Origin of the sequence: Pseudomonas sp. MF7453 (assembly GCF_016405455.1) — a bacterium.
In the GTDB taxonomy this organism is placed as follows: domain Bacteria; phylum Pseudomonadota; class Gammaproteobacteria; order Pseudomonadales; family Pseudomonadaceae; genus Aquipseudomonas; species Aquipseudomonas paralactis.
In genome coordinates this window covers 63249-85378 of sequence record NZ_JAEKCN010000011.1, presented here as the reverse complement: position 1 = coordinate 85378, position 22130 = coordinate 63249, and the positions used below count along the sequence as shown (strand labels likewise).

Sequence of the window (22130 nt, the reverse complement as noted above, 5' to 3'; positions counted from 1 at the left end):
ACTCAGTGTGCCTGGCCATGCCAGGGCACTAATTTACGCTGCAAGGCACGCAGGCCCATTTCCATGGCGAAGGCGATCAGGGCGATCACCAGGATGCCCAGCACCACCACATCGGTGACCAGAAACTGCGCTGCCGACTGCACCATGAAACCCAGGCCGCTGGTGGCGGCAATCAACTCGGCGGCGACCAGGGTCGACCAGCCCACGCCCAGGCCGATACGCACACCGGTGAGGATGTCGGGCAGGGCGCTGGGCAGGATCACATGGCGAATCAGTTGCGCACGGGTGGCACCCAACGACTGCGCAGCCCGCAGCTTGGCCGGGTCGACGGTTCGCACCCCGGTTGCGGTGGCGATGGCGATCGGGGCGAAAATCGCCAGGTAAATCAGCAGCACCTTGGACAGCTCGCCAATGCCGCACCAGATCACGATCAGCGGCAGGTAGGCCAGCGGTGGAATCGGCCGGTAGAACTCGATCAACGGATCGAAAACGCCTCGGGCAATGCGGTTGGCACCGATGGCAATCCCCACCGGCACGGCGGTCAGCACCGCAAAACCCAGGCCCAGGCCAATGCGGCTCAGGCTCGCGCCCAGGTGCTGCCACAAGGTGGAATCCATGTAGCCGGTGGTCGCCAGCAGCCAGCCTTTTTGCAACACGGCGGACGGGGGCGGCAGGAACAGAGGTTCGATCAAGCCGGTGGCGGTCACTGCCCACCAAAGGGCGAGCAGAGCGAACAGGGTCAGCACGCTGATCCAGCGCGTGCTCAGGCTGCGGCGTACCGGAATAACGGCAGGTGACACCGGCTTGCTGGCCGTGGCGGGAAGTTCGTAGCTGCTCATGCGTACACCTGCCGTTGGGAGAACACTTTGCCCAGCACATGTTCACGGGTTTCGATAAAGCGCGGGTCGGACTTGATTGCGCGGGCTGATTCACCGGCGGCGTAACGTTGGCCGAAATCCAGCTGCAGGCGTTCGACGATCTGGCCGGGGTTGGGCGCCAGCAGGATCAGGTCCGTGGCCAGGAACACTGCTTCCTCAATGTCATGGGTAATCAGGAATACCGGCTTGGCCGTGCGCCGCCACACTTGCAGCAGCAACTCCTGCATTTGTTCGCGGGTAAAGGCATCCAGCGCGCCGAAGGGTTCGTCCATCAGCAATACGCGAGGGTCGGCCGCCAAGGCGCGGGCCAGGCCGACGCGCTGTTTCTGGCCGCCCGAGAGCTGCCAGATGCGCCGGCTGTCGAAACCGGCCAGGTCCACCAGCGCGAGCATTTCGCGGGCGCGCACTTCGCGCTGCGCCTTGGGCACGCCGGCCAGTTCCAGGCCAAAGGCGACGTTGGCCAGCACGTCCTGCCAGGGCAGCAGGGCGTCGTCCTGGAACACCACGCCGCGCTCGGCGCTGGGGCCCTTGACCGGCACGCCATCTAAGGTGATGCGCCCGGCAGACGGTTCGACGAATCCGGCAATCAGGTTCAACAACGACGTCTTGCCACTGCCGGACGGGCCCAGGGCAACCAGCAGCTGCTGGGGCCCAAGCTCCAGTGAAATATCGGACAGTACCGGTTCCGGGGCGCCTGGGTACTGTGCGCTGATGCGCTCCAGCTGTAGCAAGGCCATCGCGATGAACTCCTTGGATCAGTTAGTAATGAACTTGGCGCTGACGTAAGGGGCGTAGTCGGGCAATACGGCATCGACCTTGCCTTGTTCCTTGAGGAACACAGCGGTATCGGTGACGGCCTTGGTGGTTGGTGCGCCCAGCAGGGTCACCTGGTCAGCGGCCAGCGGGTAGACGTTGCCTTGCAGCAGCAAGGGGATGTCGCTGGCCTTGGCGCCGGAGAGTTTCACCAGCTTGTCGACGTTGCCTGAGTCGGCAAGCCAGGCTTGTGGGTCTTTGCGGTAGGCGGCGTAGGCATCCAGAGTGACCTTGGCGAAGGCGGTGACGATCTCCGGGTGCTTTTCGGCAAAATCCTTGCGCACGATCCAGGCATCGAACGTCGGCGCGCCGAACTTGGCCAGTTCGCCGGAGGTGATCAGCACTTTGCCGTTTTCCTTGGCCACGCCCAGGGCCGGGTCCCACACGTAGGTGGCGTCGATATCACCGCGCTTCCACGCGGCGATGATGGCCGGCGGCGCGAGGTTGAGAATGGTGACTTTGGCCGGGTCGATGTTCCAGTGTTTCAGCGCGGCGAGCAGGCTGTAATGGCCGGTGGAGACGAAGGGCACGGCGATTTTTTTGCCGATCAGATCCTGCGGGCTGTTGATCCCCGAACCGTTACGCGCCACCAGGGCTTCGGCGCCGCCGATCTGGGTGGCGACGAGGAAGGTTTGCACCGGGACTTTGCGGGTTATCGCGGCGGTGAGCGGGCTGGAACCGAGGTAGCCGATCTGCACGTCGCCGGAGGCAATGGCGGCGATGATGTCGGAGCCATTGTCGAATTTGCGCCAGTCGATTTTGGCGTGGGTGGCTTTTTCATAAGCGCCATCGGCCTGGGCGACTTTGGCCGGGTCCACGGTGGTCTGATACGCAATGGTCACGTCCGCCGCCTGGGCAAACAGGCTGGCACCGGCCAGGGACAACGCGGCCAACAGGCGCAAAGGGGTCAGCAGTTTCAAGGGGAAGCTCCTCAATCAGGCGGCCGAGGGTCGGCGTGAGAGGAGACTAAATGATCTAAGAATTCGAAAATAAATAACTTTTTCGAATTAGCTTAAAACTGTAGGAGCGAGCTTGCTCGCGAAAAACGTTAACGATGACGCGTTCAGTCTGGATGAGCGCGGTGTTCCTGGGTTTTTCGCGAGCAAGCTCGCTCCTACAGGGTGCTGTTTAGTTGCTGATGGCGAGGATGCTGGCCTGGTACGAGCCGACAAACACATCGAAATCGCCCACTTCGTTCTGCTCCAGCTCTGCCTGTTGCGCCAGCGACGCACGGGCCAGGTCTTCAAAGTGCGCTTGTTCCTCAGGCGCCAAAGGTTCTTTGCGGAAGTATTCGGCATGGACCTCGCTCTGATGCAGGGAGAACTGGGCGAAGCTCTCCTTGCGCTCAGCCATGGCTGCCAATACCTGGGCCGACGGCGTCAGGGACGGGTCCTTGACCTTCGCCAACTGGGCGTCCAGTGCCTCGCTGTGTTCGGTGATGCCGTGGCTCTGATCGAGCAGGGCGGCCAGCGGGGCAATCTTCTCCAGCAACTCGGCCGCCCATTCCTTCATGTCCACCGGCTGGCCGTCACGCTGCAATTGCAGGCCCGGACGACGGCCTTCCTTGACCACGCTGAGGAAGTTGGAGGTGGCGTTGCCGCACTCGTTGTTGGCGAACAGTGGGCTGTCGTTCAGCGCGCAGTACAGCAGGAACGCGTCGAGGAAGCGCGACTCCGGCAGGTCGATACCCATCGGCAGAAACGGGTTGATGTCCAGGCAGCGCACTTCGATGTACTGGATGCCACGGGCCATCAGCGCCTGGATCGGCCGCTCGCCGGTATAGGTCACACGCTTGGGGCGGATATTGGAGTAGTACTCGTTTTCGATCTGCAGGATGTTGGTGTTGAGCTGCACCCACTCACCATCCTTGTGCGTGCCGACTTCGACGTAGGGCGCGTAGGGCGTTGCCACCGCTTCGCGCAGGCTGTCGGTGTAGCTGGCCAAATCGTTGTAGCACGGCGTCAGGCCGGCCTGGGCGTTGCTCTGGTAACCCAGGTCGCTCATGCGCAGGCTGGTGGCGTAGGGCAGGTACAGCGTGTCGGCATCCAGCACTTCAAGCTGGTGCGAGCGCCCGCGCAGGAAACCGGCGTCCAGGGCTGGCGAGGCGCCAAAGAGGTACATCAACAGCCAGCTGTAGCGCCGGAAATTACGGATCAACGCGATATAGGCCGTGGACTGATAGTCACGGTCGGTGCCGACAAATCCTTCTGTTTCCTTGAGCAATGGCCACAGCTGTTCCGGCAGCGAGAAGTTGTAGTGGATGCCGGCGATGCACTGCATGGTCTTGCCGTAACGCAGGGCCAGGCCCTTGCGGTACACATATTTGAGCTGGCCGATATTGGAGGTGCCGTAGTAGGCGATCGGAATATCTTCCTCAGCCGGCAACGGGCACGGCATCGAGGGGCTCCACAGGTATTCGCTGCCCAGCTTGGAATAGGCAAAGCGATGGATCTTGTCCAGGCTGTTCAGGGTGTCGGCCGGGTTGGGCAGGGCTGGGGTGATGAACTCCAGCAGCGATTCCGAATAGTCAGTGGTGATCTGTTCGTTGGTCAACGCGGCGCCCAAGGCTTCGGGGTGTGGCGTTTGCGCCAGGCGACCCTCGCTGGTGACACGTAGGCATTCACGCTCGATGCCGTGCAAGCACTGCTCTAGCAGGGAGAGGTGTTCGCGCTTGCCGAGCAGGGCCAGGCGGCGGTTGAGAAGTTCGCTCAAGTTGGATTCCTTCACGCGTCAGTCGCCCCAATATGGGGGTGGGCAGGACGGTCTACAAGGGTGAAGTGGAAACTGGCGTGATCGCCTGGTTCTGAGTCGATTTGACCCGCTCTGAAAATGCCGACTTCACTCCATGAGTTGGGCTACAGCGCAGCGAGAAAATTCCGACGCTGTTATCGCAGCGCCGAAATTAACTCAAATCGAGGGTGGGGAGCTATAGGACAGCGAACGTGCCCTGCGCTTTTGCGACAAGTCTTTCGCCCTGGTACACGTCGGCTTCGACCACCAACGTGCGCCGGCCGGCGTGAATCACCCGGCTGGTGCACAGCACGTCACCGTCTTCGACGGCGCGAATATAGTTGATTTTGCATTCGATGGTGGCGCTCTGTTGGTCGAAACCATGGGCGCTGGAACAGGCCAGGCCCATGGTGATGTCCACCAGGCTGAAAATCGCCCCGCCATGGAGCTTGCCCGCGCGGTTGCGCAGGTGCGGCTCCAGGGTCAGGGCCACCTCGGCAACGCCTTCGTCCAGGCGCTGCAGGCGGCAGCCGATCAGTTCGCTGAACGCGCTCTGGGTCAAGCCGGCCGGGATGTCCATCAACGCTTCTTCAACTGTTTGGCATTGGCGAACAGCGACGCCATGGCGTTGTTGCTCGGCGCGGCAGTCGTCGCTTCCTTGCGCGGCGCGTTGTTCTGCGACTGGCGCGGTGCCGAACCTGGGCGAGCGCCACGAGCACCGTCGATTTTCTCGCCGGGGGTATCGCTCATGCGCATCGACAGGCCGACGCGTTTGCGCGGGATGTCGACTTCCATGACCTTGACCTTGACCACGTCGCCAGCTTTGACCGCTTCACGCGGGTCCTTGATGAACTTCTCCGAAAGCGCAGAGATGTGCACCAAACCGTCCTGATGCACGCCGATATCCACGAAAGCACCGAAGTTGGTCACGTTGGTCACCACGCCTTCCAGGATCATGCCCGGTTGCAGGTCCTTGAGGTCTTCGACGCCGTCCTGGAACTCGGCGGTCTTGAACTCGGGACGTGGGTCGCGGCCAGGTTTTTCCAGCTCTTGCAGAATGTCGGTGATGGTCGGCACACCGAAGGTTTCGTCGGTGTACTTCTTTGGATCCAGGCGCTTGAGGAACGCAGCGTCGCCGATCAGCGAACGGATATCACGGTCGGTCTCGGCGGCAATGCGTTGCACCAGCGGGTAGGCCTCCGGGTGAACTGCCGAGGCGTCCAGGGGGTTATCGCCGTTCATGACGCGCAGGAAGCCGGCCGCTTGCTCAAAGGTTTTTTCACCCAGGCGTGCGACTTTTTTCAGCGCAGCACGGGTTTTGAACGCGCCATTTTCGTCGCGATGGCTGACGATGTTCTGCGCCAGGGTCGCGTTGAGGCCCGAGATTCGCGCCAGCAGTGCCACCGAAGCGGTGTTCACGTCTACGCCCACGGCGTTTACGCAGTCTTCCACCACCGCATCCAGGCCGCGTGCCAGTTTCAGCTGCGATACGTCGTGCTGGTACTGGCCGACGCCGATGGATTTAGGGTCGATTTTCACCAGTTCGGCCAACGGGTCTTGCAGGCGACGGGCGATGGACACCGCGCCACGGATCGACACGTCGAGGTCCGGGAATTCCTTGGACGCCAGTTCCGAGGCTGAGTACACCGAAGCGCCCGCTTCGGAGACCATGACCTTGGTCATTTTCATGGCCGGGTATTTTTTGATCAGCTCGGCGGCCAGCTTGTCAGTCTCGCGACTGGCAGTGCCGTTGCCGATCGCGATCAGGTCCACCGCGTGCTTGGCGCACAGGGCGGCAAGGATCGCGAGGGTCTGGTCCCACTTGTTGTGCGGTACGTGTGGGTACACGGTGGCGTGGTCCAGCAGCTTGCCGGTGGCGTCGACCACCGCGACCTTGCAACCGGTGCGCAGGCCCGGGTCGAGGCCCAGGGTGGCACGCGGGCCGGCCGGTGCGGCCAGCAGCAGGTCGTGCAGGTTGTGGGCGAACACGTTAATCGCTTCGGTTTCGGCACCGTCGCGCAACTCGCCCAGCAGGTCGGTTTCCAGGTGGGTGTAGAGCTTGACCTTCCAGGTCCAGCGCACCACTTCGCCGAGCCACTTGTCTGCCGGGCGGTTCTGGTTCTGGATGCCGAATTGTTGACCGATCATGCCTTCGCACGGGTGCATGGTGCCCGGCAGTTCGTCGCCGACTTTCAACGCGGAGCTGAGAATGCCTTCGTTGCGGCCGCGGAAAATCGCCAGGGCGCGGTGCGACGGCATGCTTTTGAGCGGCTCGTCGTGTTCGAAGTAGTCGCGGAACTTGGCGCCTTCTTCCTCTTTGCCGGCGATGACGCGGGCGCTGAGGATGGCTTCCTGCTTGAGGTAGGTACGCAGTTTTTCCAGGAGGCTGGCGTTTTCGGCGAAGCGCTCCATCAGGATGTACTTGGCGCCTTCGAGGGCGGCCTTGACGTCGGCGACGCCTTTTTCAGCGTCGATGAAGCGCGCGGCTTCGGTTTCCGGCGTCAACGATGGATCGTTGAACAGGCCGTCGGCCAAATCGCCCAGGCCGGCTTCCAGGGCGATCTGGCCCTTTGTACGACGTTTCTGTTTGTATGGCAGGTAAAGGTCTTCGAGGCGGGTCTTGGTGTCCGCGAGTTTGATGTCGCGTTCCAGTTGAGGAGTCAACTTGCCCTGTTCCTCGATGCTGGCGAGGATGCTGATACGCCGTTCGTCGAGTTCTCGCAGGTAGCGCAGGCGCTCTTCCAGGTGACGCAGTTGGGTGTCGTCGAGGCTGCCGGTCACTTCTTTTCGGTAACGGGCGATGAAGGGCACCGTGGAGCCTTCATCCAGTAGAGCGACGGCCGCTTCGACCTGTTGTGGGCGTACACCGAGTTCCTCGGCGATGCGGCTGTTGATGCTGTCCATAAAACCACCTGAAATTCTTAAAATCAGCGCACCGGCCCGTAAAAACAAGGCTCGGCGAGGCTGGTTGAGCGGCCCGACTGGCGCCGCTGCCTGGGTCAAGAGGCTGGCTATTGACCCTCGAAATCGAAAAAGTCACGACAAGCGGGTAAAAAAAGCCCGGCAGCAAACGGTAACGATCTGACGTTGCCCTGCACGGAGGCGCCGCATTATAACCAGCGTTCTGCCATTGGGGGGTACTGCGCCGGAGGTTGTAGGGCGCGGGTTCGCTGGCAGTAGATGAAAAATCTGCTAACAATGCACACGGTGCGTATAACGGCAGCTACGCCATAATGCGCGCCGAGATAAGAGGAGCATCCAATGAGCAGCACCGCACAAACTGCTGAAGGCGAAAAAATTCTCATCGTTGATGACGATCCTGGGCTGAGCAGCCTGCTGGAGCGTTTTTTCAACTCCAAGGGCTACCGTGCCCGCGCGGTGCCGAACACCGAGCAAATGGACCGCCTGTTGGGGCGTGAAGTGTTCAACCTGGTCGTGCTCGACCTGATGCTGCCCGGCGAAGACGGCCTTACTGCCTGCAAGCGCCTGCGTGGTGCCAACAACCAGATTCCAATCATCATGCTCACCGCCAAGGGCGATGAGTTGAGCCGCATCAAGGGCCTTGAACTGGGCGCTGACGACTACCTGGCCAAGCCGTTCAACCCGGATGAGCTGATGGCGCGGGTCAAGGCCGTATTGCGTCGCCAGGCACCGGCCGTGCCGGGCGCACCGGGCAGCGAAGACGAAAGCGTCACCTTTGGCGACTACGAACTGTCGTTGGCCACCCGTGAGCTCAAGCGTGGCGAAGAAGTGCACATGCTTACCACCGGCGAATTCGCGGTGCTCAAGGCTCTGGTGATGAACGCTCGCCAACCGTTGACCCGTGACAAGCTGATGAACCTGGCCCGTGGCCGTGAATGGGACGCCCTGGAGCGCTCCATCGACGTGCAGATCTCCCGACTGCGCCGGATGATCGAGCCGGACCCGTCCAAGCCTCGGTATATCCAGACGGTGTGGGGCGTGGGTTATGTGTTTGTGCCGGATGGCACCGCAACCAAGTGACCGATGATTTGCAGGGGCGGGTATCCGGCGTTTGACTCCATAAGAGTCGACGGGATGCCCGGCGTCTGCAATTCTGCGAGCACCGCTCGTTCCTGCAAGGTGTGCAGCTTTCATCTATGAAAACCCCGCTGTGGTTCCCACAAAGTTTCTTCTCGCGCACCCTTTGGCTGGTGCTTATCGTCGTTCTGTTTTCCAAGGCACTTACGCTGGTTTATCTGTTGATGAACGAAGACGTGCTGGTGGACCGGCAGTACAGCCACGGTGTGGCCCTGACGTTGCGGGGGTATTGGGCCGTAGACCCTGAGAACCGAGAAAAAGTAGCCAAGGCGTCGACCTTGACTCGGGTTGATGGGGCCGGCGTGCCTGAAGGCGAGCAGCATTGGCCTTACAGCGAGATCTACCAGCGCCAGATGCAGGCCGAACTGGGCGCCGACACCGAGGTGAGGCTGCGCATGCATGTTTCGCCTGCGCTGTGGGTGAGGGCGCCCAGCCTGGGTGATGCCTGGATCAAGGTGCCGCTTTATCCGCACCCGCTGCGCGGGCAGAAAATCTGGAATGTGCTGGGCTGGTTCCTGGCCATTGGTCTGCTTTCAACGGCGTCTGCGTGGATTTTCGTCCGACAGCTCAACCAGCCACTCAAGCGTCTGGTGTTTGCCGCACGCCAACTGGGTCAAGGGCGCAGTGTGCGCCTGCCGGTCAGCGACACGCCCAGTGAGATGACCGAGGTGTACGGCGCGTTCAACCAGATGGCGGAAGACGTCGAGCAGGCCGGGCGCGAGCGCGAGCTGATGCTGGCGGGGGTGTCCCATGATTTGCGCACACCGTTGACACGATTGCGCTTGTCCCTTGAGTTGATGGGGGACCATACCGACCTCACCGATGACATGGTGCGCGACATCGAGGACATGGACGCCATCCTGGATCAGTTCCTGGCGTTCATCCGCGATGGACGTGATGAGGTGGTGGAGGAAGTCGACCTCACGGACCTCGTGCGTGAGGTGGTTGCGCCCTATAACCAGAACGGTGAACAGGTGCGCATGCGTCTGGAGCCGATCCAGCCGTTTGCATTGCGCCGGGTGTCGATGAAGCGCCTGCTGAACAACCTGATCGGCAACGCCTTGCATCATGCCGGCTCCGACGTGGAGGTGGCAGCGTATGTCTCCGGTGACAGTGCCGCGCCATACGTGGTGCTGAGCGTGATGGACCGCGGCACGGGTATCGACCCTGCCGAGCTGGAGGGTATCTTCAACCCGTTCACCCGTGGCGACCGGGCCCGAGGTGGCAAGGGAACCGGATTGGGGCTGGCGATTGTGCGGCGGATTGCGTCGATGCATGGCGGCAATGTGGAGTTGCGCAACCGTGAAGGCGGTGGGTTGGAAGCACGGGTGCGGCTGCCGCTGGGGTTGATGCTGCCTAGGGACGCTGTCTAACAAGCAATATGAATGCAAATGTGGGAGCTGGCTTGCCTGCAATGAGCATAGGTATCTACACAAGTTTTTGGTGTGACGCTGGACCTGTGGCGAGGGAGCTTGCTCCCGCGGCGGCCTGACAGCCGACGCTTATCTACCTGACACCCCACGATTCAAATGTGGGAGCTGGCTTGCCTGCGAAGGGGGCCTGACAGTCAACACAGCTGGATTGTGTACATATCCATTGCTGCGGTAACGGCCACTTAGGGTTCCGCTCTGACAGCGGGTCACTTTTGGAAAAGAGCCCGGAATGCCGGCCCAGCCAAAAGTAACCAAAAGGGCTCTTGCCCCACCACTGAGCGTGGTTTAACGGGGCGCCTGAGATCAAAAGCAGATCAAGATCAAGAGCGGCTCGCTTCGCATCGTGGTTACCGTTGAGCGTTACAGATTTGTGTAGATACCTATGCTGCGATGAGGGCGGCACATTCAACATCGTTGTTGACTGAGCTACCGCTATCGCAGGCAAGCCAGCTCCCACAGGTGTTTTGTGATGGGTGGTAGGTGTGGGTATTCAGCCCTTGCCCTTGGTCCGAGTCATATTCGGCCCGCCGTTCTTTTCCAGATGCTGAATGATGATCCCCGCTACATCCTTACCGGTGGTGGTTTCGATCCCTTCCAGGCCTGGCGATGAGTTTACTTCCATCACCAACGGGCCATGGTTGGAGCGCAGGATGTCCACACCCGCCACGCTCAGCCCCATCACCTTGGCCGCCCGTAGTGCGGTCATGCGTTCTTCAGGGGTGATCTTGATCAGGCTGGCGCTGCCGCCACGGTGCAGGTTGGAGCGGAACTCACCGGGCTTGGCCTGGCGCTTCATGGCCGCAATCACCTTGTCGCCCACCACGAAGCAGCGAATGTCCGCGCCGCCAGCTTCCTTGATGTATTCCTGCACCATGATGTTCTGCTTGAGGCCCATGAACGCTTCAATCACCGACTCCGCTGCCGTTGCTGTTTCACACAGCACCACACCGATGCCCTGGGTGCCTTCCAGCACCTTGATCACCAACGGTGCGCCGTTGACCATCTCGATCAGGTCGGGAATATCATCCGGGGAGTGGGCAAAACCGGTGACCGGGAGGCCGATGCCCCGACGCGACAGCAGTTGCAGGGAGCGCAGCTTGTCCCGCGAGCGCGCAATGGCCACGGATTCATTCAGCGGAAACACGCCCATCATTTCAAACTGGCGCAATACCGCGCAGCCATAGAACGTCACCGAAGCGCCGATACGCGGGATCACCGCATCAAAGCCTTCCAGGGGTTTGCCCCGGTAGTGGATCTGCGGCTTGTGGCTGGCAATGTTCATGTAGGCACGCAACGTGTCGATCACCACCATTTCATGGCCACGTTCAGTGCCGGCCTCGACCAGGCGGCGGGTGGAATACAGACGCGGGTTTCGCGACAGCACAGCAATCTTCATGCAGCACCTGGGGCAGAAATAGTGGAGACCGGGAACACCGGCTTGTCTTGAACGTACTTGACGCCTGGATTGACGACCAACTGGCCGTCAATCAACGCCTTGGAGCCCAGTAACAGGCGGTAACGCATGGCTTTGCGACAGGCGAGGGTGAATTCCACCCGCCAGACCCGGTCGCCCAGCGCCAGGGTGGTGCTGATCACGTAGCGCACCTGCGCATGGCCGTTGGAGCTCTTGATGGTTTTCATCGTCACCAGGGGCGCTTCGCAGCGACGGTGACGCAGTTGCACCACGCTGCCCAGGTGCGCGGTAAAGCGCACCCACTTTTCACCGTCGCGCTCAAACGGCTCGATATCGGTGGCGTGCAGGCTTGAGGTGCTGGCACCGGTGTCGATCTTCGCGCGCAGGCCCGCCACTCCCAGGTCGGGAAGTGCCACCCACTCTCGCAGACCCACAACGGTCAAATGGTCAAATGTCTTCAATATGGGTACCGGTCAATGTGCCCAGGCTTGAGGAGAAACCTTGGCCAGGGCATTGAATGCAGGCTTGGCGAACCAGAAACCCTGCATCAGAAATATTCCACAGTCGGAGAGGAAATCCCGTTCGCCAGCACTTTCGATGCCTTCGGCGATGACAGTAACCCCCAACTGCTCACAGATTGTGACAATCCCCCGGACGATCACCTGACGGACACGGTCTTGATCGACATTGCGAATCAACGCCATGTCGAGTTTGATCAGGTCGGGTTGGAAATCGGCCAGCAGATTCAGCCCCGAATAGCCCGCACCGAAGTCGTCGATGGCAGTCTTGAAGCCGAATTCGCGGTATTCACGCAGAATATTGGTCAAATGGCGATAGTTATCTACATGCTCGCTTTCCAGGGTTTCGAAAATCAGCCGGTCCAGGGGGAAATTGTGCGCCCGGGCGGCCTCCAGAGTGCTGCGGATACACAGCTCGGGGCGATATACGGCATTGGGCATGAAGTTGATGGAAAGGTGAGTTTGCATGCCCAGGGCAGCGGCCCCGGCAATGGCCTTGGTTCGGCAGCGCTGGTCGAAGCGGTAGCGATTGGTTTCGTTGACCTGAGCCAGCACCGACAGCGCGCCTTCCCCCTGGGTACCGCGCACCAAGGCTTCGTTGGCGAATATAGAGCGGTCACGCAGGTCTACGATAGGCTGGTAGGCGAACGCAAAATCGAACCCCAAAGGCTCGCTTTGCTGGCAACCCACGCACCGCTGGTTGGGCGAGGTGAGTGAAAGGGGAAAGTCGGTCACAGCGTATCCTCGCGAAAACAGGGTGCTACCTGGCGTATCTTAGGTGAGCCTTGGGATTTATGCGTCGAAGGGTTTCAACGGTAAGGTTGCGACATTTTTCAGAGCGAGGAATTCAAGTGGGTCAAAAACAGCAAGAGGAAGAAAAGGTCCGACTGGACAAGTGGTTGTGGGCGGCACGCTTCTATAAAACCCGTGCCCTGGCCAAGGCCGCGATCGAAAGCGGGAAGGTGCATCATCGCGGCGAGCGCTGCAAACCGGGCAAAGAGCCACGTATCGGCGATGAGTTTCAGATTCGTGCAGGGTTTGATGAAAAGACTGTCGTGGTGCAGGCGCTTTCCATTGTGCGCCGGGGCGCCCCTGAAGCGCAGACGTTGTACGCGGAAACCGAAGCCAGCATTGCCAAGCGTGAAAATGCCGCGGCCATGCGCAAGGCTGGGGCCTCAGGCTTGACCACTGATGGCAAACCGAGCAAGAAGCAGCGCCGCGACCTGTTCAAATTCCGCGGCAGCGGCAATGACGATTGATTGCACGAGTCGCCCATGCAAACTCGACAAAATGTGGGAGCGGGCTTGCCCGCTCCCACTTTTTTTAGCCCTGGGGAGTTACGCAGTTGTGCGCATGACACTCAACCGCCCAATAACGGGCAACTTGCTCAGTAGCCCGAAAAGCGGCGCCGTCATCCGCAACAAAGCGCCCGACACCTTCGCCGCAAACGGCGTGTAATACCCCCAGCCCAGCGCCAACAACGCCAGCAGTACGCCGCCGATGTAATCGTCCTGACCCCAGTGCGCGCCCGCGACCAGGCGCGGCATCATGAACAACAACGCCAGGCCCCAGATCACCAGCACCTGGCTGATGCGCTTGGCGAATACGGTCATGAACATTCCCCAGATCAACAGCACCGACGCATGGTCACCCGGGAAACTTTGGCTGGAACGGTCCTTCAGTTCCCAGGTTTTCTCCAGCCCGGGGAAAAAATCACTCATCTGAATCGCGCCGCTGATCACCATGGACGGGCTGCTGTGCTGCCAGCCCATGTGCGCCGCGAGTTTGGAGAACAACATGCGAATAAACAGCAACAGCAGCAGAATGCCGAGGAAGCCAAAAAACGCCTGGCGCACCTGCACGGCCTTGAACACCCAGTCGCCGCGAATCAGCAGTGCCAGCAAAATCACGCCGACCACTGCATCAAACGGTCGCAGGCTGGCCACGGCCCATACATGCAACCAGGTCGAATTCGTGGACAGCGGGCCATTGAGCAGATGAAACAGCCACTCGTCGAAAATTACACACAGCATCTGCCCCGTGGGCCACAGCCAAAAACACAGCAGCCCGATAGCGAGTAGATTGCAAAGAGCCCATCGCCGGAGGTTCCAGTTGGCTTGGAACAAACCCGGATTGTTCATAAACTGTCCCTCATCGCTTTATTCAGCTCCTTGAATTCAGGAGAAGTCGCACCAAGATGGTGCTAAAGCGTTTAATTTTATAAACCTTGTAATCATTTTGTCATCACTTCAGATACCCAGACCTATGACTGATCTACCGGATACCGACTTCACCCAACGCTTCATCTTCGATGAGAGCGATGCCCGCGGCGAGATGGTGTCGTTGGAGCTCAGCTATGCCGAAGTCCTTGCCAAACACGCCTATCCGGAGCCGGTCGCGCAATTGCTCGGCGAGCTGATGGCCGCCGCGGCGCTGCTGGTTGGCACCATGAAGTTCGACGGTTTGCTGATTTTGCAGGCGCGTTCCGAAGGGCCGGTGCCCATGTTGATGATCGAGTGCTCCAGCGAGCGCGAAATCCGTGGCCTGGCCCGTTACGAGGCCGACCAGATCGCCGCGGATGCCACCTTGGCCGACCTGATGCCCAACGGCGTCCTGGCACTGACCGTCGACCCGACCGAAGGCCAGCGCTACCAGGGCATTGTCGATCTCGATGGCCAAACCCTGTCCGAATGCTTCACCAATTACTTCGTAATGTCCCAGCAGGTGGGCACCAAGTTCTGGCTTAACGCCGACGGCAAGCGTGCCCGTGGTTTGCTGGTGCAACAATTGCCGGCCGACCGCATCAAGGATGAGGATGACCGTGCCGAAAGCTGGCGGCATATCATCGCGCTGGCCGACACGTTGAAAGCCGAAGAGCTGCTGGGCCTGGACAACGAAACCATCTTGCATCGCCTTTACCACGAAGAGGCTGTGCGGCTGTTTGACTCGCAAGCCCTGCATTTCCATTGCAGCTGTTCGCGTGAGCGTTCCGGCAACGCCCTGGTCAGCCTGGGCCTGGAAGATGCGCAGAATCTGGTGGTGGAACACGGCGGCCATATCGAGATTGACTGCCAGTTCTGCAACCAGCGCTACCTGTTCGATGCGGCTGATGTAGCCCAATTGTTCGCTGGAGCAGGCATCGATACCCCTTCCGACACCCGCCACTAAAACGTTTAAGCACAGGTAAATCACCTGACAAACGCCGGATTAGAGGTGTTCTGACGGGAGGGCCCTACTCTTTTTGGGCTTTTCTGGCATAATCCGGCCCACTTTTTTCGCGGTAGTAGTGCGCAACTTTCTACTACAAAACGTTTGGAGCACTCGGCCATAGGCCGACGGGGAACCTCATGACGCAAGCCAATAACACCGTATACACCGATCTGAGTGTTGACGATCTGGTCAAAGAAGCCCTGCAGCGCGGTGAAGGCGTGCTTGCCGATACGGGTGCGCTGGTTGTCGAAACCGGTCACCGCACCGGTCGTTCGCCGGTCGATCGCTTCATCGTTGAAGAGCCTTCCACCCAGGACGCCATTGCCTGGGGCCCGATCAACCGCAAGTTCCCGGCCGACAAGTTCGATGCGCTGTGGGCTCGCGTCGAGGCGTTCAACAACGCGCAAGAGCATTTCGTTTCCCATGTTCACGTAGGGGCTGCAGAAGACCACTACCTGGCCGTGAAAATGACCACCCAGACTGCCTGGCAGAACCTGTTCGGTCGTTGCCTGTTCATCAACCCTGCTCAGTACAACCCGGCCGGTCGTGAAGAGTGGCAAGTGCTCAACGTGGCTAACTTCGAGTGCGTGCCAGAGCGTGACGGCACCAACTCCGATGGTTGCGTGATCCTCAATTTCGCTCAGAAAAAAGTACTGATCGCCGGTATGCGTTACGCCGGTGAAATGAAAAAAGCCATGTTCTCGGTGCAGAACTTCCTGCTGCCGGCCGCCGACGTACTGCCGATGCACTGCGCCGCCAACATTGGCGAAGCGGGCGACGTGACCCTGTTCTTTGGCCTGTCCGGCACCGGCAAGACCACTCTGTCTGCCGACGAAAGCCGTTACCTGATCGGTGACGACGAACACGGTTGGGGCGAAGGCGTGGTGTTCAACATCGAAGGCGGTTGCTATGCCAAGTGCATCGACCTGTCCGAGAAGAACGAGCCGGTTATCTGGAAAGCCATCAAGCACGGCGCTGTGCTGGAAAACGTCGTAATCGACGAGGCCAAGCACGCCGACTACGCCGACGTCAGCCTGACCCAGAACAGCCGTGCCGCCTACCCGCTGGAGCACGTTGCCAAGCGTTCCGAGAAGAACCTGGGCGGCGAGCCAAACGCGGTGATCTTCCTGACCTGTGACCTGACCGGCGTACTGCCGCCAGTGTCGATCCTCAGCGAAGAACAAGCGGCCTACCACTTCCTGTCCGGCTACACCGCACTGGTGGGCTCGACCGAAATGGGTTCGGGCAGTGGCATCAAGTCGACCTTCTCCACCTGCTTCGGCGCGCCGTTTTTCCCACGTCCGGCCGGTGAGTACGCTGAGCTTCTGATCAAGCGTATCCGTGGTTTCGGCTCCAAGGTCTACCTGGTCAACACCGGTTGGACTGGTGGCGGCTACGGTGTTGGCAAACGCTTCAATATCCCGACCACTCGTGGCGTGATTGCGGCGATCCAGAGCGGCGCGTTGATCGGTGCACAGACCGAACACCTGGACACCATCAACCTCGACGTGCCATTGGCTGTACCGGGCGTTGAGACCGGCCTGTTGAACCCACGCAACACCTGGGCTGACAAGGCTGCCTACGACGAAGCAGCGAAAGCGCTGGCTGGCCTGTTCATCGAGAACTTCAAGAAGTTTGAAGTAAGCGATGCGATCAAGGCCGCGGGTCCCAAGTTGTAAGATTCGCCGGTTGTGAAAAAGCCGCCTCTTTGCAGGCGGCTTTTTTGTGCGCGAACGGTCAGTCGGCGATGTGCAGCACCACTGCACCGACCAGCACCAGTACGACGCCTAGCACTTGCACGGCTGACAATCTTTCCTTGAAAAACACAAACCCAAGGATCGCCGCAATCCCGCCTGACAGCGTACTGATCACGGTCACCACCGACACCGAGCCGGCCATCGCGCCCCACGAAAACGCCGAGAAGCCGCCGAGGTTCATCAAGCTTGCACCGGTCAATGTCGCGCAGTTTTTCAACGGCGGGATCTTCAGCCCGTCCTTGATCTTCAGCACCATCACCACCAGCACACACAAGCCCACCAGGTAACCCAGCCATAACATGGTGATCGGCCCCAGCGCCGGCAGGGTGTAGCGACCTTGCAGCCAGAAACTGGTGCCATACAGCGTTGCGGCGAGCATGGCGTAGGCAATGGACAGGCGCGGGTTGTTGTGGGGCGTGCCGTTGTCCTTGTGGAGGCTGGAAAGGACAACGCCGAGCACGCACAGGGCGATGCAGCCCAGCTGTATCAGGCTGATGTGCTCACCGCTGGCCCAGGACAGCAGGGTGGTCACTACGCCATAGGAGGTGACCAATGGCGCGACGATGGCGGCTTTGCCCAGGGCGAAAGCCTTGGACAGCGCGAGGGCTCCGGAGACGGTCAGCAGTGCGGCCGCTATGCCCAGCAGCCAGACGCTCAATGGCGCATCAAGGGACTTGAACAGGAAGGCCGGGAGAATGACCAGCAGCAGGGTCATGATCAAAAAGCCAAGCGCTTGGCCGAAATACACCGCGCGTTTAACGCCAACGGCGCGGGCGTTGAGGCCCACCAGAAAGTCCGTGCCACCCCAGAGCAGAGCGGCCAGCAGGCCCATTGTTACGTCCATGTAAGGTCCTTGTCATGTATACCGCTGGCCAGATTAACGCAGAACCAAGGTGGGAGGGGGCTTGGATTCAGCTCAGGTTCTCCAGCGTTTGCGTGTCCCAGCTGTGGGTCTTGATCGCCAGGTAGAGCATACCGATGGTCAGCGGAATTTTGTCACCACGGCCCTTGGCGCGACGCTTGAGGAACACGTCGAATACCGGCGGCTGGAAGTAACGATAAGCGTCGTAGTCGCTCAGGTCGACCCCGAAATCCTGTTCCAGTGTCTCCATGAACTGCTTGGCTTCGGCGCCATCGCAACCAAGGTCGAAGTTCAGTGAAGTGTGCAAGCCGATGGCCTTGTGCTTCGGCAGCCCGATTTCTTCGTGCAGCAACTGCAGGAGCTGCTGCATGGCAGGGTCTTCGGGGAAGTTGGCAGACAGGTTCATGAGTGCAGTCATCAAAGGGTGAGTGTTATTTACCTTGCAATAGATATTCGGGGTGCTCAGCAACCCGATGCCTGTCACAAAGGTGACTATCGGCAGACTTTCAAGCTGCGCCGCTATGATCCAGGACGTGGCATACAGCAGAAGTGTTGGACCGGTTATCAATAGGCAGAGCCCGAACCACTTCCTGAGTAAGGGCAACCTTATTGTCTTATCAATGACAGCGGCGAGTATCAAGAAGAGAAGCAAATTGATCCATTGAATGTGTTCACTCATCGCACCAGCCACCTTTGTACGTTTCGGCGGGTTGGTAGAGCCGTAAGGCGAATCACTGTGGAAGTGACGCCATAGTGGCCGATGTGTTGAGTCCTTTCGATGTTCACGGTTTTTGCCGAGACAGTTGATAGGGCGTTATTTTCTGTCAGCTGCGCGTAACTGCTAAAGAGGTTGAACGGGTATTTGAAGCAGTTTGGGAAAGGGATGGCGTGGCGTTTGGCGGTGTCCTACAAAAGCCTGCGGCATTTATGGCTAGGCACTGATGCAACAGGCAAAGCGAAACAACTGTAGGAGCGAGCTTGCTCGCGAAAAACTCAAGAACGCCGCGCTTTTCTAACTTACCCCGTCATCGTTGACGATTTTCGCGAGCAAGCTCGCTCCTGCACAGGTGTTGCTTAGACTTGCGCTTGCTCAGGTTGCAGCTGGACGTGCTGCGTACTCGTGGGTAAGTCGTCGCCAGTATCAAAATCCTGGCGAAGATCTTAATTCAATGTGAGCTTTCGCAATATTCCCGTCCGGCCCCCGGCCATCCTCTGCCTGTGTATCATCCTGTCTCTTATTTCCTTGCGACCTTTCTCGATTCGCCGAACTTACTGGGCTACGTTTTTAAGCCACGTTCAGCGGTCAATGGAGTGACAGCCTTATGCACGACACCCTCCAGCAGGTCTTTGGTTATTCACAATTTCGCCTGGGCCAGCAAGAGACGGTCAGCGCCGTTCTGGCCGGGCGTTCGGCAGCAGCCATTTTCCCTACGGGGTCGGGTAAATCCTTGTGCTACCAGCTATCGGCGGTGCTGCTGCCGCACCTGACGCTGGTGGTGTCGCCGTTGCTGGCATTGATGCAGGATCAGTTGGGTTTTTTGCAGCGCCATGGCATTTCGGCAGGCAGTATCGATTCGGCCCAGAGCCGTGACGAGGCCAACGAGGTGATGGCCCGTGCGCGTTCGGGCGAGTTGAAAATCCTGATGATTTCGGTGGAGCGCTTGAAGAACGAGCGCTTTCGTAACTTCCTGCACAGCGTGCAGATTTCTCTGCTGGTGGTGGATGAGGCGCACTGCATCTCCGAGTGGGGCCATAACTTCCGTCCCGATTACTTGAAGCTGCCGGACTACCAGCGCCAGTTCAATATCCCGCAAGCGCTGCTGTTGACGGCCACGGCTACGCCCAAGGTGATTGCCGACATGCAGGCCAAGTTCGCGATTGCTCCGGGTGACGTGGTCACCACAGGCTTCTACCGGCCTAACCTCAATCTGCTGGTAGAACCGGTCAGCGGCCAGGACAAACGCCGCCGGCTGGTGGAGTGGATGAAAGAGCGGCCCAACCAGCCGAGCATTGTCTACGTCACCTTGCAGAAAACCGCCGAGCAGATTGCTGAGCACCTGAACCGCCACGGCATCCAGGCCGAGGCTTACCACGCGGGTTTGCCCCACGATAAACGCGAGGGCATCCAGCAGCGGTTCATGGGGGGGCGTTCCAACTGCATTGTCGCCACCATCGCGTTCGGCATGGGCATCGACAAGAGTGATATCCGCAATGTGGTGCACTTCGACCTGCCCAAGTCCATCGAGAACTACAGCCAGGAGATCGGCCGTGCGGGGCGGGACGGGCAGCCGTCGGATTGTTTGGTCTTGGCCAACCGCGACAGCCTCAATGTGCTGGAAAATTTTGTGTACGGCGACACGCCGGAACAAGAAGGCATTCGCCGGGTGCTTGAGGAGCTGCAGGCAGCGGGCAACGAAGGGCAGTGGGAGTTTCTCCTCCGGTCGCTTTCGGACCACAGCAATATCCGCGAACTACCGCTCAAGACGCTGCTGGTGCAGTTGGAGCTTAAGGGCGTGATCGCGCCGCGCTATGCGTTTTATGCTGAATACCGTTTCAAATATCTTGTTGAACCTGATGCCTTGCTCGCGCGCTTTTCCGGCGAGCGTCAGCAGTTCGTCGCGGCAATCATTCAGGTATGCAAGCGTGCGAAGACCTGGGCGACGGTGGATTTCGACGCGCTTTATCAACAGCACAATGCCGAGCGCAGCCGTGTGGTAAAAGCGCTGGATTACTTCCAGGAACAGGGCTTGATCGAGCTGGAGAGCAAGCAGATGACTGAGGTCTACAGTTTGCTCGACACCGATTTCGATCCACAGACCTTGAGCGCTGAGTTATACGCAGGCTTCAAGCAACACGAGGTGACGGAGGTGGCGCGGATTCACGCCATGCTCGATCTGTTCGCCACCGAACATTGCCTGGGGCAACGCCTGGCGCAGTATTTCGGTGACGAAAACGCTCCCCAGCGCTGCGGGCATTGTTCGGTGTGCCACGGTCATGTCGCCCATCTGCCGGATCCGCCGAGCCTGCCGGCGCTTGTGGATAAAAACTTCATGGGACTGTGCGGTGATTTTATCCACAGGCATCATGAGTACACCGGTCATTTGCCGCATGCCGAGCGGTTGACGCGTTTCCTCGGTGGTATCAGTGTGCCGCTGTTCACCAAGCTGAAGGCGCGGGGCATTTCCGGTTTTGCTGCGCTGGAAGACTACCCTTACGCCGAGGTACGCGATTGGGCCCACGCCCAATTGGATTCACTCTGAAGAGACTTACCGATGACTGACTCAACGCCTTTACGCGCCGATTACCGCCACTTCCAACCGATTACCACCCGTTGGCACGACAACGATGCTTATGGTCACGTCAATAACGTCACCTATTACAGTTTTTTTGACACGGCGGTGAATACCTACCTGATCGAACAGGGCGGGTTGGATATTCACGACGGTGAAGTGGTGGGCTTTGTGGTGAGTTCGGCGTGCGACTATTTTGCGTCGATTGCTTTTCCCGAGCGCATTGAAGTTGGCCTGCGGGTGGGTAAGTTGGGCAACAGTTCGGTGCAGTATGAGCTGGCGGTATTCAAGGCAGGCGAAGAGGAGGCCTGTGCGGCGGGGCGCTTTGTGCATGTGTTTGTGGATAGGGCGTCGAACCAGCCTGTGCCGATACCGGAGATGTTGCGCGAGGCGTTGCAGCGACTGGTGGTTTGATGCTGTCTTGAAGCAAATGTGGGAGGGCGCAACCCTTCCCACATCAGTGCTGTTGTGGCCTTTAGGGCTTACCGATGACGGTAGTGATGCTTGTTCTTGCGATGGCCATAGGCATGACCGCGGCCCGGGTGGCCGTCGCGGTAGTAGCGACGGTCGTCACGGTCGCGATCGCGGTAGCGGCGGTCGTCGCGGTCACTTTCGTTGCCCATGTAGTTACCCAGCGCACCGCCGGCACCACCGCCGGCTGCTGAGCCGATCAGTGCACCGGTGCTGCCGCCGACGCTGCGGCCCACGACGTTGCCGCCGGCTGCGCCCAGTGCGCCGCCAATAGCAGCTTCGCCACGGCTGCGCTTGTCGGCGCCGACCGCACTACCGCCCGCGCCGCCCAGGGCCGCGCCGATGGTCGAACCGGTATTGCCGCCCAGCTGCTGGCCGACAACGGAACCTAGAACCCCGCCCAATGCGCCGCCTACACCGGCTTCGGTGGTGCCACCGGCCATGGCTGCGCCACTGACCAGGCCAAGGGACAACAAGAGAATCGAGGAGAACTTCATTCAGGGAAACCTCAAGGGGATGACGGCGCGATCCTGAGGTTGTATCGAGCCGCTGACAATCGAAATCCGACCGGCGGCAGAGGTTGTATACAATTCGCTAAGTTGCTGTTTTGTATAGGGAACTTAAGTCGTTTTTGCAGGTCTTTAGTTACTTCGGAACGGCCGCTTTTATGCAAAAGCGGCCTTTTTTTGTGCCTG

Annotated in this window: 20 protein-coding genes; 7 read left to right on the top strand and 13 right to left on the bottom strand. The window is 59.8% G+C overall.

Annotated features, from left to right (window positions below; translation table 11 throughout):
* Window positions 1-2: 2 nt before the first annotated feature.
* From tauC to JFT63_RS18145, 6 genes are all read right to left on the bottom strand, one after another.
* A complete protein-coding gene (gene tauC, locus JFT63_RS18170; protein ID WP_198844457.1) occupies window positions 3-839 on the bottom strand; it encodes a taurine ABC transporter permease TauC in 837 nt (278 codons plus the stop codon).
* Entirely contained in the window at window positions 836-1615 is a 780-nt protein-coding gene (tauB, locus tag JFT63_RS18165; protein WP_014716468.1) for a taurine ABC transporter ATP-binding subunit, read from the bottom strand. The genes tauC and tauB overlap by 4 nt, the downstream gene beginning before the upstream one ends.
* An 18-nt stretch (window positions 1616-1633) precedes the next feature.
* The gene (gene tauA, locus JFT63_RS18160) at window positions 1634-2611 is read right to left on the bottom strand and encodes a taurine ABC transporter substrate-binding protein (RefSeq protein ID WP_198844456.1); all 978 of its coding nucleotides are present in this window, start codon (window positions 2609-2611) and stop codon (window positions 1634-1636) included.
* A gap of 208 nt (window positions 2612-2819) precedes the next feature.
* Window positions 2820-4403, bottom strand: coding sequence for a glutamate--cysteine ligase (gshA, locus tag JFT63_RS18155; protein WP_057702399.1), 1584 nt, complete (start codon window positions 4401-4403; stop codon window positions 2820-2822).
* A 214-nt stretch (window positions 4404-4617) separates the two neighbouring features.
* Window positions 4618-5001, bottom strand: a complete 384-nt coding sequence (locus tag JFT63_RS18150; RefSeq protein WP_057702400.1) for a PaaI family thioesterase — start codon at window positions 4999-5001, stop codon at window positions 4618-4620.
* On the bottom strand, window positions 5001-7325 hold the full coding sequence (locus JFT63_RS18145; RefSeq protein WP_057702401.1) for a Tex family protein: 2325 nt from the start codon (window positions 7323-7325) through the stop codon (window positions 5001-5003). The genes JFT63_RS18150 and JFT63_RS18145 overlap by 1 nt, the downstream gene beginning before the upstream one ends.
* Window positions 7326-7682: 357 nt before the next feature.
* On the opposite strand from JFT63_RS18145, the gene ompR reads away from it, so the two are divergent.
* Both ompR and JFT63_RS18135 read left to right on the top strand, forming a co-directional pair.
* Window positions 7683-8423 (top strand): osmolarity response regulator transcription factor OmpR, encoded by a 741-nt coding sequence (gene ompR, locus JFT63_RS18140; RefSeq protein ID WP_003187669.1) that lies wholly within the window; start codon window positions 7683-7685, stop codon window positions 8421-8423.
* A gap of 116 nt (window positions 8424-8539) precedes the next feature.
* Window positions 8540-9853 carry an ATP-binding protein gene (locus tag JFT63_RS18135; RefSeq protein ID WP_057702402.1) on the top strand — a complete coding sequence of 438 codons (1314 nt, stop codon included), beginning with the start codon at window positions 8540-8542 and terminating at the stop codon, window positions 9851-9853.
* Window positions 9854-10403: 550 nt separating this feature from the next.
* On the opposite strand, the gene rimK is transcribed toward JFT63_RS18135, so the two are convergent.
* Genes rimK through rimA form a run of 3 tightly spaced genes read right to left on the bottom strand, consistent with a single transcriptional unit; the run spans window position 10404 to window position 12580 of the window.
* A complete protein-coding gene (gene rimK, locus JFT63_RS18130; RefSeq protein WP_003187674.1) occupies window positions 10404-11309 on the bottom strand; it encodes a 30S ribosomal protein S6--L-glutamate ligase in 906 nt (301 codons plus the stop codon).
* Window positions 11306-11788 (bottom strand): retropepsin-like aspartic endopeptidase RimB, encoded by a 483-nt coding sequence (rimB, locus tag JFT63_RS18125; protein WP_005783815.1) that lies wholly within the window; start codon window positions 11786-11788, stop codon window positions 11306-11308. Before rimB ends, rimK begins: the two co-directional genes overlap by 4 nt.
* 12 nt (window positions 11789-11800) lie before the next feature.
* Window positions 11801-12580: a S6 modification regulatory phosphodiesterase RimA gene (rimA, locus tag JFT63_RS18120; RefSeq protein WP_186561383.1), complete on the bottom strand. Its 780-nt coding sequence runs from the start codon at window positions 12578-12580 to the stop codon at window positions 11801-11803.
* Window positions 12581-12696: 116 nt separating this feature from the next.
* On the opposite strand from rimA, the gene JFT63_RS18115 reads away from it, so the two are divergent.
* A complete protein-coding gene (locus tag JFT63_RS18115) occupies window positions 12697-13104 on the top strand; it encodes an RNA-binding S4 domain-containing protein (RefSeq protein WP_057702404.1) in 408 nt (135 codons plus the stop codon).
* 78 nt (window positions 13105-13182) lie between these two features.
* On the opposite strand, the gene JFT63_RS18110 is transcribed toward JFT63_RS18115, so the two are convergent.
* On the bottom strand, window positions 13183-13986 hold the full coding sequence (locus tag JFT63_RS18110) for a phosphatase PAP2 family protein (RefSeq protein ID WP_198844455.1): 804 nt from the start codon (window positions 13984-13986) through the stop codon (window positions 13183-13185).
* A gap of 124 nt (window positions 13987-14110) precedes the next feature.
* Here JFT63_RS18110 and hslO point away from each other — a divergent pair, with 124 nt between their 5' ends.
* The gene (gene hslO, locus JFT63_RS18105; protein WP_005783822.1) at window positions 14111-15013 is read left to right on the top strand and encodes an Hsp33 family molecular chaperone HslO; all 903 of its coding nucleotides are present in this window, start codon (window positions 14111-14113) and stop codon (window positions 15011-15013) included.
* Between the two features lie 179 nt (window positions 15014-15192).
* Entirely contained in the window at window positions 15193-16734 is a 1542-nt protein-coding gene (locus JFT63_RS18100; RefSeq protein ID WP_057702406.1) for a phosphoenolpyruvate carboxykinase, read from the top strand.
* Between the two features lie 58 nt (window positions 16735-16792).
* On the opposite strand, the gene JFT63_RS18095 is transcribed toward JFT63_RS18100, so the two are convergent.
* Both JFT63_RS18095 and JFT63_RS18090 read right to left on the bottom strand, forming a co-directional pair.
* Window positions 16793-17656 carry an EamA family transporter gene (locus tag JFT63_RS18095; protein WP_232910415.1) on the bottom strand — a complete coding sequence of 288 codons (864 nt, stop codon included), beginning with the start codon at window positions 17654-17656 and terminating at the stop codon, window positions 16793-16795.
* 67 nt (window positions 17657-17723) lie between these two features.
* On the bottom strand, window positions 17724-18080 hold the full coding sequence (locus JFT63_RS18090; protein ID WP_198844454.1) for a DUF1493 family protein: 357 nt from the start codon (window positions 18078-18080) through the stop codon (window positions 17724-17726).
* Between the two features lie 916 nt (window positions 18081-18996).
* Here JFT63_RS18090 and JFT63_RS18085 point away from each other — a divergent pair.
* Window positions 18997-20934: a RecQ family ATP-dependent DNA helicase gene (locus tag JFT63_RS18085; RefSeq protein ID WP_198844453.1), complete on the top strand. Its 1938-nt coding sequence runs from the start codon at window positions 18997-18999 to the stop codon at window positions 20932-20934.
* A gap of 12 nt (window positions 20935-20946) precedes the next feature.
* On the top strand, window positions 20947-21378 hold the full coding sequence (locus JFT63_RS18080) for an acyl-CoA thioesterase (protein ID WP_198844452.1): 432 nt from the start codon (window positions 20947-20949) through the stop codon (window positions 21376-21378).
* 68 nt (window positions 21379-21446) lie between these two features.
* Here the strand turns inward: JFT63_RS18080 and JFT63_RS18075 are convergent, their stop codons facing one another.
* The gene (locus JFT63_RS18075) at window positions 21447-21932 is read right to left on the bottom strand and encodes a glycine zipper domain-containing protein (RefSeq protein ID WP_005783837.1); all 486 of its coding nucleotides are present in this window, start codon (window positions 21930-21932) and stop codon (window positions 21447-21449) included.
* Window positions 21933-22130: the final 198 nt, after the last annotated feature.